This is a genomic window from Thermobispora bispora DSM 43833 (assembly GCF_000092645.1).
GTDB classification, from domain to species: domain Bacteria; phylum Actinomycetota; class Actinomycetes; order Streptosporangiales; family Streptosporangiaceae; genus Thermobispora; species Thermobispora bispora.
In genome coordinates, this window is sequence record NC_014165.1 from 2694350 (window position 1) to 2706753 (window position 12404).

At 72.7% G+C, this 12404-nt stretch carries 9 protein-coding genes; 6 read left to right on the forward strand and 3 right to left on the reverse strand.

The window, feature by feature from the left end:
- Positions 1-184: 184 nt before the first annotated feature.
- Both TBIS_RS11480 and TBIS_RS11485 read left to right on the forward strand, forming a co-directional pair.
- Entirely contained in the window at positions 185-1168 is a 984-nt protein-coding gene (locus TBIS_RS11480; protein ID WP_013132559.1) for an AurF N-oxygenase family protein, read from the forward strand.
- Positions 1165-1956, forward strand: coding sequence for an SDR family NAD(P)-dependent oxidoreductase (locus TBIS_RS11485; RefSeq protein WP_013132560.1), 792 nt, complete (start codon positions 1165-1167; stop codon positions 1954-1956). Before TBIS_RS11480 ends, TBIS_RS11485 begins: the two co-directional genes overlap by 4 nt.
- On the opposite strand, the gene TBIS_RS11490 is transcribed toward TBIS_RS11485, so the two are convergent.
- On the reverse strand, positions 1949-3487 hold the full coding sequence (locus TBIS_RS11490) for a glycoside hydrolase family 43 protein (RefSeq protein WP_013132561.1): 1539 nt from the start codon (positions 3485-3487) through the stop codon (positions 1949-1951). The two genes, TBIS_RS11485 and TBIS_RS11490, sit on opposite strands and share 8 nt — an antisense overlap.
- 52 nt (positions 3488-3539) lie before the next feature.
- Positions 3540-4910 (reverse strand): glycoside hydrolase family 5 protein, encoded by a 1371-nt coding sequence (locus TBIS_RS11495; RefSeq protein WP_013132562.1) that lies wholly within the window; start codon positions 4908-4910, stop codon positions 3540-3542.
- 245 nt (positions 4911-5155) lie between these two features.
- Between TBIS_RS11495 and TBIS_RS11500 the strand changes: the two genes are divergently transcribed.
- The 4 genes from TBIS_RS11500 to TBIS_RS11520 all read left to right on the forward strand — a co-directional run bounded on the left by TBIS_RS11500 (position 5156) and on the right by TBIS_RS11520 (position 12126).
- Positions 5156-6178, forward strand: coding sequence for a LacI family DNA-binding transcriptional regulator (locus tag TBIS_RS11500; RefSeq protein WP_013132563.1), 1023 nt, complete (start codon positions 5156-5158; stop codon positions 6176-6178).
- Between the two features lie 589 nt (positions 6179-6767).
- On the forward strand, positions 6768-8606 hold the full coding sequence (locus tag TBIS_RS11510; protein WP_013132564.1) for an alpha/beta fold hydrolase: 1839 nt from the start codon (positions 6768-6770) through the stop codon (positions 8604-8606).
- Positions 8607-8644: 38 nt separating this feature from the next.
- On the forward strand, positions 8645-11275 hold the full coding sequence (locus TBIS_RS11515) for an alpha/beta fold hydrolase (RefSeq protein WP_013132565.1): 2631 nt from the start codon (positions 8645-8647) through the stop codon (positions 11273-11275).
- A gap of 5 nt (positions 11276-11280) precedes the next feature.
- Positions 11281-12126, forward strand: coding sequence for an ABC transporter permease (locus TBIS_RS11520; RefSeq protein WP_148231673.1), 846 nt, complete (start codon positions 11281-11283; stop codon positions 12124-12126).
- Between the two features lie 27 nt (positions 12127-12153).
- Here TBIS_RS11520 and TBIS_RS19315 read toward each other — a convergent pair whose 3' ends face one another.
- On the reverse strand, positions 12154-12330 hold the full coding sequence (locus tag TBIS_RS19315; protein WP_158306182.1) for a hypothetical protein: 177 nt from the start codon (positions 12328-12330) through the stop codon (positions 12154-12156).
- Between the last annotated feature and the right edge of the window lie 74 nt (positions 12331-12404).

A 12404-nucleotide genomic window follows, 5' to 3' on the forward strand; every position in this document is an offset into this window, starting at 1 on the left:
TCCCGATATTCCGGCCGGTACCGGCGCATGCCCGCAATGGGGCTGAGCCAAGCCGCATTCCCGATTTCCGCACGATCACCTAAACGGCAGGACAGAGCCACATGATCCATGCGGCCGCGGACCTTCCCGACTTATTGGATGCGACGTACAATTTGCTGGTCCTCGGCAGGGAAGGGAGGTCCGCGTGCCCGCCACCCACGAGAGGTCCACCGACCGGAGCACCTACGAGACCGTCATCGAGCGCCTCTCCAAGGCATCGGTCGACAAGCACTGGGAGCCCTACGTCGACATCCCGTGGGACGATCCCGAGTTCCTCGTCCACCAGACCGACCCCCGCTGGGAGCTCTCCCCCGACGACCCGCTCGGCGGGCATCCGTGGTACCGGAGCCTGCCGCCCGAGACCCGGGCCCGGATCGGGCTGTGGCGGGTGGCGACCGCCATGAAGATCGGCCTGCAGTTCGAGAACCTGCTCAAGCGCGGGCTGCTCAACTACGCCTACTGGCTGCCGAACGGCTCGGTCGAGTTCCGGTACGCGTACCACGAGATGATCGAAGAGGGACATCACGGGATGATGTTCCAGGAGTTCGTCAACCGCACGAAGTTCCCGATCCGTGGTATGCCGCGCCCGCTGAGCCTGATCGCCCAGACGGTGCCGTGGATCCCGCTCATCTCCACGGAGCTGTTCTTCGTCTTCGTCCTCGGCGGCGAGGACCCGATCGACCACGTGCAGCGCACCATGCTGAAGAAAGGACGGGTGCGGCACCCGCTGCTCGAGGCCATCATGCGGATCCACATCGCCGAGGAGTCGCGGCACATCTCCTTCGCCCGGCACTACCTGCGCTGGCGGGTCCCGCGGATGGCGGCCTTCCCGCGGTTCCTGCTCAGCCTGCTCACCCCGGTGATCCTCGGCATCATGGCGCGGATCATGCTCTCCCCGCCGGGGCCGATGATCCGGGCGTTCCGCATCCCCGAGCAGGTCGTCCGCGAGGTCTACCTGGAGAACCCGGCGACGAAGGCCGAGATGCGCGCCTCGATCGCGCGGACCCGGCGGCTCTGCGGTGAGCTCGGCCTGATCAACCCGCTCAGCCGCCGCATCTGGCGGGCGATGGGCATCTGGGACGAGCCGGACCGCGCCACGTCGCCGGCCGCGGCGGGGAGCGCGGCATGACCCGGACCGCCATCGTCACGGGAGGCGCCTCCGGCATCGGCCGGGCGATCGCGGCCGAGCTGGTGCGCCGTGGCGTCCAGGTCACGATCGCCGACATCGCCAACGCCGAGCGCACCGCCAAGGAGCTCGGCTGCGGCCACGCCGTGGTCGACGTCACCGACGCCGCGGCCGTGCGCGACCTGGCCGAGGAGGTCAAGGCGCGCCACGGCCGGCTGGACTTCATGTTCAACAACGCCGGCATCGGGATCGGCGGGGCCTCCGAGGAGCTCACGCTCGACCACTGGAACCGGGCGATCGACGTCAACCTCAAGGGCGTGGTGCACGGCGTGACGGCCGCCTACCCGATCATGATCGAGCAGGGGTTCGGGCACATCGTGAACACCGGCTCGCTCGCCGGGCTGACCCCGGCCCCGCTGATGCTGCCGTACACGGCCACCAAGCACGCGGTCGTCGGGCTGTCGATCGCGCTGCGCGCCGAGGCCGCCGCGCACGGGGTGCGGGTGAGCGTGGTCTGCCCGGGCTTCGTCGACACCCCGCTGCTCGACAACACCAACCCCGGGCTGCCGCAGACCGAGGTCGCCCGGCGGGCCCGGTCGACGGCGATCAAGGCGCAGGGGCGGCTCTACCCGGCGGAGGCGGTCGCGCGGGACGTGCTCCGCGGGGTGGCCCGGAACCAGGCGCTGATCGTGACACCGGCGTCGGCGCGCGCGGTCTGGCGCGTGGTACGGCTCTCGCCGTCGCTCGCCATCCGGGTGGCCGGGGCCGCGTTCCGCCGGTTCGTCAGCTGAGCGGGAGGTACTCGAACCAGGGGAACTCCGCCACGTTGTCGCTCGGCCGGCCGTTCGAGCTCGCGTACAGGCCGATGTAGGTCCCGGTGAAGCTCTCGGCGGCGGACAGCCCGAACAGCCGGCCGTCGAACGGGCCGCCGAGGTCGCGCCACTCCCCCGGCTCGACCGCGTACCGGGCCTGGTAGGCCTGCCCGTGCGCCTCCACGCCCAGGTGGACCCGGCCGGGCGGCAGCTCGGCGTGGGCGAGCCGCGTGGTCTCGCCCGCCTCCCGGCGGATCAGCTCCAGCCCGTGCTCGGTCCGGACGAGCAGCACGTGGTTGTCGTCGCTGCGCACCAGGACCAGCCCGGCGCACTCACCGGGCCCGGGCTGGAAGTCGAGCGCGGTGTGCACCGCGAAGTCCATGTGCTGCTGCCGCCGGGCGATGAGGCTCGGGTTGACCGGCTCGCCGAGCCGCTCCGGCCGCAGGCGGAGGCGGAGCCGGCCATCCCCGGCGCTCCAGTACCGCTCCCGCGGGGTGCGGAGGTGGTTCCACACCGGCGAGAGCCGTACCGAGTCGAAGTGGTCGCACGCCGGGGAGGCCGGCCATGGGTGGGCGGGAACCACCGGCGCGGAGGTGACCGGCTCGACCGGGCTCGCGACCGGCCAGCCGTCCTCCCACCGCACCGACGTGAGGAAGGTCTCCCTTCCGAGGTTCTCGCCGCCTCCGTAGCGGCGGACGGCGAGAAGCACCATCCACCAGTCACCCGCGTGGTCCTGCACCAGGTCGGCGTGGCCGGTGCAGCTGATCGGATGATCGAGGCCGAGGTGCCGGTGGGTCAGGATGGGGTTGCGCGGATCGGGGGTGTACGGCCCGGTCACGTGGTCGGCGCGCGCGACCATGACCGAGTGCTCGGTGGAGGTGCCGCCCTCGGCGGTGACCAGGTAGTACCGGCCGTCGATCTTGTAGATGTGCGGCGCCTCGCACCAGACCGACCCGCGCTGCACCGCCTCCCAGATGACCAGCTCCTCGCCGTAGAGCTGGAAGGTGTCCAGGTCGAGGCGGCGCAGCCAGATCTCGGTCTCGCCCCGGTAGCTCTGCCGCTCCTTCTCCCGCGTGCCGCACACCCAGGCGGTGCCGTCGTCGTCGAAGAACAGTGACGGGTCGATCCCGCGGGCGTCGGGGAGCCAGTGGGGGTCGCTCCACGGCCCGGCCGGGTCGGTGGCGGTCACGAGGAAGTTGCCGGAGGGGCCGGATCCGCCGACCAGCGTGGTGATCATGTAGAACACCCCGTCGTGGTAGCGGATCGTCGGCGCGAAGATCCCGCCGGAGGACCGGACGCCGTCGAGGTTGAGCTGGGAGGGGCGGTCGAGCACGTGGCCGATCTGCCGCCAGTTCACCAGGTCCCGGCTGTGGAAGATCGGCACCCCGGGGAACCACTCGAAGGTCGAGGTGACGAGGTAGTAGTCCTCGCCCACCCGGCAGATCGAGGGATCCGGGTACATCCCCGGGAGGATCGGATTCCTGACGAGCCGTCCGCCTTCCTTACCCATGCCGTGCCCCGTTCGTCTCAGCCGTCGACGCCGTCCGGTCCCTGCCGCGGGATCACCGCCGGAGGTTCTCGGCGAGGAGTTCGATGAGCGGTTCGCGGCGGACGCAGTTGGCGAAGGCGAAGGAGTCCGCCAGCGCGATCAGCTCGTCGTCGTCGAGGCCCCGGAACAGCTCGGCGTACTCGGGCAGCAGCGCCTGCGCGAACAGGATGTGCCGCAGCAGGTCGTCGACCTGGTAGCGCTGCCCCCACGGGTACGGGTCCCAGGACGGGAACTCGGACTCGATCAGCCGGTAGAGCGGGGCGAGCACATCGGCCATCTCCTCCATGGTCGAGCCCCACCGGTCGGCGCCGAGCCGGGCCTTCTTCTCGATGAACGGGCCGAACCGCTCCATGTACGGCCCGCGCGCGTAGACCAGGCCCTGGAGCCCCACGTCCTTGTAGGTCCACAGGGACCAGCCGGCGTTGTAGGCGTCGTAGATCTCGAGCTGGTCGCGGAGGACCTGGTACCGCTGCTCGTCGACGGCCGGGTCGCCGGTGTAGACCGGGCCGAACTCCCCGACCCAGATCGGCGTGCCGGTCTCCCGCTGGAACTGCGTCCGCTTGAGGAAGGTCTGCTCCAGGGTGTTGCGGTCGCACCACTCGCCCCGCGTGTACCCCGGGTACGGGCCGCCGTGGGCGAGCCCGGCGAGGGCGTAGTCGTGGCAGACGAACACCGTGTTCTCGTAGACCTCCCGGAAGATCGAGAAGTCCGTGGAGTAGGTGTTCCCGTCGAGGAAGAGGACGTGGTCGGGGTCGACGGCGCGCACCGCCTTGACCAGCCGGTCGTAGAACGGCCCGATCACCCGGCCGGTGGGGTCACCCGGCTCGTTCACCGGGTTGTACCCGGCCACCCACCGGTTGTCCTTGTACCGGTCGGCGATGGCCTCCCAGAGGTTGATCACCCGGTCCTGGAAGTGCCGGTGCTGCCAGAAGAACGCGACGTGGGTGGGGTTGTCGGAGTGCCAGTGCTGGTTCTGCGCACCGGGGAGCGCGTGGAGGTCGATCACGCTGTAGATCCCCCGCTCCCCGAGGATGCGGATCACCCGGTCGAGGTGGCGGAAGCCGTCCTCGATGATCTCCATCGGCCGGTCGTCCGACTCCAGGTGGCGGTAGTTCACCGGGATCCGGACGCAGTTGATGCCGAGGTCACGCAGGAAGTCCGCATCCGCCTCGGTGAAGAACGAGGTGAGCAGGCGCTCGAAGAAGAGCGTGTACCGGTGGTCACCGAGCACCTCCCGGACCGCCGCGCGCATGGAGGACTCGTTCGCCGGGTAGCCGGTGACGAAGTTCTCCATGTTGAGCCAGCCGCCGAGCCCGACCCCGCGCAGCCGTACCGGCGTTCCCTCCTCGTCCACCAGGTGGGACCCGGACACACGCAGCGTCATCACGTCTCCTTACTTCCACCGAAACCGCAGCAACGAGGCGGATACGAGGCTCCCGACCCCTCGCCCGGCCTGAAAGTTTCGGAAATAGCCCGAATATTTCGCAGCCGCGAGAATACGGATTACAGAGAGGAGCGTCAAGGCCGCCACGAACATGATCACGATCAGGTGCGCTCCGTGAGCGAAAACCGAAGGTTATGGATCGGGCTGATGACGTGGAGCCCGAAACTTTCGGATAGGCTCTAGACATGCCAGCAAAGAGGCGGGTGACGATAGCCCAAATAGCCCAAGAGGCCCGGGTCTCCGTCCCGACGGTGTCCAAGGTGATCAACGGCCGTCCCGAGGTCGCCCCGGAGACGCGCCAGCGTGTGGAGCGGCTGCTCCAGAAGCACGGGTATCAGCGGCGGACCGGGCTGGGAGACCGGCCGGTCGGGCTCCTCGACCTGGTCTTCGCCGAGATCGAGAGCCCGTGGGCGATGGAACTGGTGCGCGGCGTCGAGACCGTCGCGCGTGAGGCCGGGGCGAGCGTGGTGATCTCGGTCCTGCACACCCATGCGGGTCCGGGCCGGGACTGGCTGGAGCGGATCGCCGCCCGCCGCACCGACGGGGTGATCATCGTCGGCTCCCGGCTCTCCACCCGGCAGCGCGGCCAGCTCATCGCCCGATCCATCCCGTTCGTCGTGGTCGACCCCGAGGGCGAACCGGCCCCCGCGGTCGCCTCGGTCGGCGCGACCAACTGGCACGGCGGCCTCGAGGCCACCCGGCACCTTCTCGAGCTCGGCCACCGCCGGATCGGCGTGATCGGCGGGCCGCCGGACATGCTGTGCAGCCGGGCGAGGATCGACGGGTACCGTGCCGCGCTGGAGACCGCCGGCATCCCGGTCGACCCCGAGCTGATCCGGTACGGCGACTTCCTGGTGAACTCCGGCCACGACCAGGGGCACGAGCTGCTCTCCCTGCCCGAGCCTCCGACGGCCATCTTCGCCGGATGCGACATGCAGGCGTTCGGCGTGTTCGAGGCCGCCCGCCAGCGGGGACTCCGGGTTCCGGAGGACCTCAGCGTGATCGGCTTCGACGACCTGCCGCTGTCGCAGTGGGCATGGCCCCCGCTCACCACGATCCGGCAGCCGCTCCAGGAGATGGCGGCGCTCGCCGCCCGGATGGTGCTCGCCATGGGGCGCGGCGAGGAGGTCGAGGCGCGCCGGATCGAGCTCGCCACCGAGCTGGTGGTGCGCGAGAGCACGGCACCGCCCCGCACCGGAGACCAGTGAGCCCGTCACCGGTGACGGGTGAGCGCCTCACCGGAGACCGGTGAGCGCCACACCGGATACCGGGAGCGCACCACCGGAGACCGGTGAGCGCCACACCGGATACCGGGAGCGCACCACCGGAGACCGGTTACCGGAGCGCTTCCGCACCGGCCACGGCACGTCCGCCTCGCACCGGCGGTACGTCAGCATCGCCACGGCACGGCACGTGGGCCCCGCGTGACGGCGGCGCATGGCCCGCACCGGCTGCGGCCGAGCCCGCGCGCCGGTCGCGGCTCGGGCTTCCACCGTCCGCGATCCGGCCCCGCGCCGGCACGTGATCCACGCACGCGAGGTGATCCAGGCGCGCCGGCACGTGATCCACGCACGCCCACGGTCGATCCAGGCACTCGCCGGCGGGTGATCCGGCCTCGCGGCGGCACGCGGCCCGGCCTCGCGCCGCCGGGTGATCCCGCCTCCGCGCCCGGGCGCGTGCCCCAACCCCGTACCGGGGCAGATGATCTCGAATGGGTTGCCGTGGGACAAGCCATCCCGGAATCGCGCTAATGTTGCCTGCGATAAACGGCTGGGTTCGCGGGGACGGGATCGGCGGTTGCGTAGTTGGCGTAAGGCGGCCGTCACGGCCATCGCCGCGGCCCTGGCCACGCTCACGACCTTGGTCGCCCCTCCCCGGGCGGCGCAGGCCACCGGGGGGACCGGCATCGAGGAGCGGCCCTGCCCGGTCCCGGTGCCGGCCGGGACCACGTGCGGGTACCTGCTCGCCCCCGAGCGCCGCGACGTCCCGAACAGCAAGACGATCAAGGTCGCCTTCGCGGTGCACCGCTCGGCCGCGCCGGATCGCAAGCCCGAGCCGGTGGTGTACGCGAGCGGCGGGCCGGGGTCGTCGTCGCTCGAGGTCATCGGGCTGCTGGCGCGGACGCTGCCCGACCGGGACGTGATCGTCGTCGAGCAGCGCGGCGGGCGCCACTCCGAGCCACGGCTGAGCTGCCCGGAGATCGCCCAGGCCCTGGTGGGGACGCTCACCACCGCCGGGCCGGCTCGGTCCGAGGCGTGGCCCGTGGTCAAGCAGGCGCTCGCCTGCCAGGAGCGCCTCGAACGGCAGCACGTGGACCTGCGCGGGTACCGGACCGCCGAGATCGCCGCCGACCTGGTGCAGCTGCGCGGGGAGCTCGGCTACCGGCGGTGGAACCTGTTCGGAGTGGGCTACGCGACCCGCCCGGTGCTGCGGGCCGCCGCGGCCGACCCGGACGGCACCCGCGCGGTCGTGCTCGACTCGTTCCTCCCCGCCGGCGCGCGGTGGTACGACCAGGCCTCCCCCGCGCTCACCACCGCGTTCACCGCGCTCGGGGTGGGCGGCCGGTTCGCCGCCCTGGTCGACCGGCTCAACGCCGAACCGGCCTCCTTCCGCACCCGTGACCCGCTCACCCGCAAGCGGATCACGGTCACGCTCACCGGCGACGACGTGGCGACGCTGCTCCAGTCGGCGCTGCACGACGCCGAGCTCATCCCGATCGTCCCCGCGCTCGTCGACGGCCTCGCCGCCGGCCGGACCGGGCTGCTCCGCCTGCTGTTCGACAAGGCAGGCCCCGGGCTGGTGTCCCGGGAGTGGGGCCTGTACTACGCCGTGCAGTGCCAGGACGAGGTGCCCTTCAACACCTTCCCCGCGGACACCGGGCCGCGCCCGTTCACCGGGGTGATCGACGCGGCCGTGTGCGAGGCGTGGAAGCTGCCCCGGGCGCGGGACGCGGAGCGGGCCACCGCGGTCCCGGCGGCGGGCTCCGCCGGCGGGAGCACGGCGGCCCCGCCCGTCCTCGTGCTGGGCGGCCGGTACGACCCGGCGACCCCGCCGCAGGCCGCGCGGCAAGCGGCCGCGTCGCTGCCGGGCGCGCGGTTCGCCGAGTTCGCCGGGGTCGGGCACGGGGTGTTCCTCGGCAGCGACTGCGGACGCCGCACGGTCGAAGCCTTCCTCGGCGACCCGGGCTCCACCGCGGCGCCGTGCGACCCGGCCCGGGCGTCCCGTCCGCTCATCCTTCCCGGGGAGGTGCTGGTGACCGCCGCGGCCTACACCGTCGTCACCTCGCCGGTGGCGCTCATCCCGCTCGGCGTGTTCGCGGTCGTGTCGGCCGTGCAGCTCATCGCCGCGCTCGTGGCGCTGCTCCGGCGGCGCCGCGCCGGGCTGAGCGCGCTCGCGGGCCTGGCCGGGGTGCTGTTCTCCGCCCTGACCGCGCTGTCGGTGGCGACCGTGGCCGACCCGGCCGCGCTCTCGGTCGGCGTCCCGCCCGAGCTCGTCTGGTACGGCCTGCTCGCGGTCGCGGCCACCGTGCTCTCCCTCATCGAGGCGTTCCGGCTGAACGCGCGGGCGATCCAGATCGTCCCGGTCCTCAGCGGCCTGGCGCTGCTCGCCTGGCTGTACGGCTGGCTGCTCGGCTGAGCGCGCGGACGGACCGGCTCACAGGGACGATCAGTAGCATGCACCGCATGACATTCGCGCGCGGACGGCGCGCCCTGGCGGCGGCGATCACCCTGGCGGTCCTGGTGGCCGGTGCGCTGCTGTGGGCGCTGTGGCCCTCCCCGCGGGCCGTCGCCGGGACGGACGTCACCATCACCGTGATGGACGGCCCCGCCGGCGATCAGCGGGTGCGGCTCGATGCGACCTTCTTCCCGCCCGCCTCGGGCGGCCCCGCCCCCGCGGTGCTCCTCGCCCACGGGTTCGGCGGCAGCAAGGAGAGCGTGCGCCCGACCGCCGAGCGGCTCGCCGCCCGCGGCTACGCGGTGCTCACCTGGTCCGCCCGCGGATTCGGCCGCTCCACCGGGGAGATCGCGCTCAACTCCCCGGACTACGAGGTCAAGGACGTCCGCCAGCTCATCGACTGGCTGGCGAAGCGGCCCGAGGTCCGGCTCGACGCCCCCGGCGACCCGCGGGTCGGCATCGCCGGCGCCTCCTACGGCGGGGCCATCGCGCTGATGACCGCCGCCTACGACGCCCGGGTCGACGCGATCGCGCCCCAGTCCACCTGGCACGACCTCGCCGACGCGCTCTTCCCCGACGCGGGCGGCCGGGGCCCGCTGAACGGCGTGTTCAAGAAGATGTGGGCCGGGATCTTCTTCGGCGGCGCCGGCGCCGGGGCGGCCGGCGGCGACGGGGACGGCGCGGCGCCCGGCCGCCGGGAGGACGCGCCCGTCGGGCAGACCGGCCTCTCCGGCGGCCTGCCCGAACTCCTCGGCGCCCTCCCCGAGGACGTGGCCGAGCGGCTGGTGCGGTGCGGGCGGTTCCACCCGGAGATCTGCGAGATGTACCACACGGTGGCGTCGACCGGCCGGGCCACGAAGGAGGCGGTCGAGCTGCTCCGCCGCTCCAGCCCGGTCTCCGTGCCCGGGCGGATCCGGATCCCCACCCTGATCATCCACGGGCAGCGCGACAGCCTCTTCCCGCTCTCCCACGCGGACGCCAACGCCCTGGCGATCGCGGCGACCGGCGCGCCGGTCGAGGTGGTCTGGATCGACGGCGGCCACGACGGCGGGGACGCCGAGACCGACTACGTCTTCGACCGTACGGCCGGCTGGTTCGACCGGTGGCTGCGCGGCGGCACCGGGGACGGGACGGGCGCGGCGTTCACCGTGACCCGGGACGGCGGGCGCGACCCGGGGACCCGGCAGCGGGTGCTGGTGCACGCGTCCGCGGACCGCTACCCGGGCCTGTCCGGCAGCGGACGGACCACCGTGGCGCTCTCCGGCCCGCCGCAGCCGGTGGCGAACCCGCCCGGCGGGTCACCGGCCGGGATCTCCTCGCTCCCCGGGCTCGGCGGCCTGCTCACCGGCGGCTCTACCGCCTCCGGCTTCGCCCTGGACATGCCCGGGCAGGCCGCGGTCTTCCAGTCCGAGCCGCTGGCCCGGGCCGTCCGGGTCACCGGCAGCCCGTCGGTGACGCTCCGGGTGCACGGCACGGGCGAGGCCACGCTCTTCGTCAAGCTCTACGAGTCGGCCGGTTCGGCCTCGGTGCTCCCCGCCGGGCTCGCCGCCCCGCTCCGGGTGGCCGCGACCGAGGCGGGGACGCCGGTCACCGTGACCCTCCCGGCGATCGATCACCTGTTCGAGGCCGGGTCGCGGCTGCGGCTGGTGGTCTCCACCACCGACATGGCGTACGCCACGCCCGCGGCCCCGGCGGTGCACCGGATCGCGCTCGGCTCCCCCGAGGTCACCCTCCCGGTCCACGCGGCGCTCACCACCCCGGCCGGCGGCCCGGACTGGTGGCTGTGGGCGCTGCCGGTGGCCGCGGTGGTCATCGCCGCCGCGCTCCTGCTCACCGGCCGCCGCGGCACGGCCGCGCCGCAGGGCGGCGACACCGATCCGGAGCTCGCCGACGTCCCGCTGGTGATCCGGGGACTGGGCAAGCGGTACCGCAACGGCGAGCAGGCCGTGGCCGACCTGTCGTTCCGGGTGGAGCGGGGCCAGGTGCTCGGCCTGCTCGGCCCCAACGGCGCGGGGAAGACCACCACGCTGCGCATGCTCATGGGGCTCATCCACCCCGACGAAGGCGAGATCCGGATCTTCGGCACCCGGGTGACCCCCGGCGCGCCGGTGCTCTCCCGGCTGGGGTCGTTCGTGGAGGGCCCGGGCTTCCTCCCGCACCTGTCCGGCCGGGACAACCTGGAGCTGTACTGGCGGGCCACCGGCCGGCCGCCCGGGGACGCCCACCTGGAGGAGGCGCTCGAGATCGCCGGGCTCGGCGACGCGCTCGACCGCCCGGTCCGCACCTACTCGCAGGGCATGCGGCAGCGGCTCGCGATCGCGCAGGCCATGCTCGGGCTGCCGGACCTGCTCGTGCTCGACGAGCCCACCAACGGGCTCGACCCGCCGCAGATCGCCGAGATGCGCAAGGTGCTCAAGGCCTACGCCGAGCGGGGCCGTACGGTGATCATCTCCAGCCATCTGCTGGCCGAGGTCGAGCAGACCTGCAGCCACGTGGTGGTGATGCACCGCGGCCGGCTCGTCTCGGCCGGGCCGGTGCGCGAGCTGCTCAAGCGGGGCGGCCCCGCCGGCGCGGCCGGCGCCGGGCCACGGCTGGAGGACGTCTTCCTCGAACTGATCGGAGAGCGGTGATGGGCATGACCGAGGGCGCCCCCGGTTACGCGCCGGGCCGGACGCTGCCGCTTCGGGTGGAGTTCGTGCGCCAGCTCCGGCGCCGCCGCACCTACGTGATGTTCGGGGTCCTGCTGGCGTTGCCGTGGGTGCTGCTGCTCGCCTTCCAGCTCGGGGCCGGCCCGCGGAGCAGGAGCGGGCTGCGGCTCAGCGACCTCGCCACCGAGGGCGGGCTCAACTTCGCCACCTTCAGCCTGTCGGTGTCCTCGAACTTCCTGCTCGTGGTCGCGGTCGCGCTGTTCTGCGGGGACACGGTGGCGAGCGAGGCGAACTGGTCGTCGCTGCGGTACCTGCTCGCCGCCCCCGTGCCCCGCGACCGGCTGCTGCGGCAGAAGCTCGTGGTGGCGCTCGCCTACTCGGCGGCGGCCGTGACCGCGCTCCCGCTCATGGCCTTGATCGCCGGCACGCTCGCGTTCGGCTGGCACGACATCCGCGTGCCCGGGACCGGCGAGGTCGTGCCGGCGGGCGAGGCGCTTCCTTCGTTCGGCCTGGCCGTCGCCTACGTGCTGGTGAGCCAGCTCGTGGTGGCCTCGCTCGCCTTCCTGCTCTCGGTCGGCACGGACTCACCGCTCGGCGCGGTGGGCGGCGCGGTCGGCCTGGTGATCGTCAGCATGATCCTCCAGGCGGTGGACGCCCTCGGCCCGATCCGTCAGTTCCTGCCCACGTTCTGGAGCACGGCCTGGCTGGACGTCCTCGCCCCGCGGCCGGAGTACGACAGCATGGTCAAGGGCACGGTGATCTCCTTGTCGTATTCGGTGATCCTGATCGCCCTCGCCTTCCGCGTCTTCCGCCGGAAGGACGTGCTGTCGTAGCCGGGTGTCCCGCGAGCCTAGGCCGGCTTATACGTATTCATCCCAGTGCGGCGGCCGCTCCTCGAGGTAGCGGGAGACGTCGGAGTCGGAACGCCATTCCCCCCAGCCGAGGTCGGTGTCGTCGCTCGTCTGGTCGGGCAGCACCGGCAAACCGTCTTCGCAGAGGTCTACCGGACGCTCGTCATCCGGATGCTGCACACTCACGCGTCCAATGCTAACCGTAACGATGGCGTGCGGAAGTCCGGACGGTAGGGGGGAACGCGCCTTTCCGCAGTCAG

Excerpts from the sequence above, each read along its gene's own strand:
- TBIS_RS11485 (WP_013132560.1), top strand. The coding sequence starts at position 1,165 with ATGACCCGGACCGCCATCGTCACGGGAGGCGCCTCCGGCATCGGCCGG.
- TBIS_RS11490 (WP_013132561.1), bottom strand. The coding sequence starts at position 3,487 with ATGGGTAAGGAAGGCGGACGGCTCGTCAGGAATCCGATCCTCCCGGGG.
- TBIS_RS11495 (WP_013132562.1), bottom strand. The coding sequence starts at position 4,910 with ATGACGCTGCGTGTGTCCGGGTCCCACCTGGTGGACGAGGAGGGAACG.
- TBIS_RS11500 (WP_013132563.1), top strand. The coding sequence starts at position 5,156 with ATGCCAGCAAAGAGGCGGGTGACGATAGCCCAAATAGCCCAAGAGGCC.
- TBIS_RS11515 (WP_013132565.1), top strand. The coding sequence starts at position 8,645 with ATGCACCGCATGACATTCGCGCGCGGACGGCGCGCCCTGGCGGCGGCG.
- TBIS_RS11520 (WP_148231673.1), top strand. The coding sequence starts at position 11,281 with ATGACCGAGGGCGCCCCCGGTTACGCGCCGGGCCGGACGCTGCCGCTT.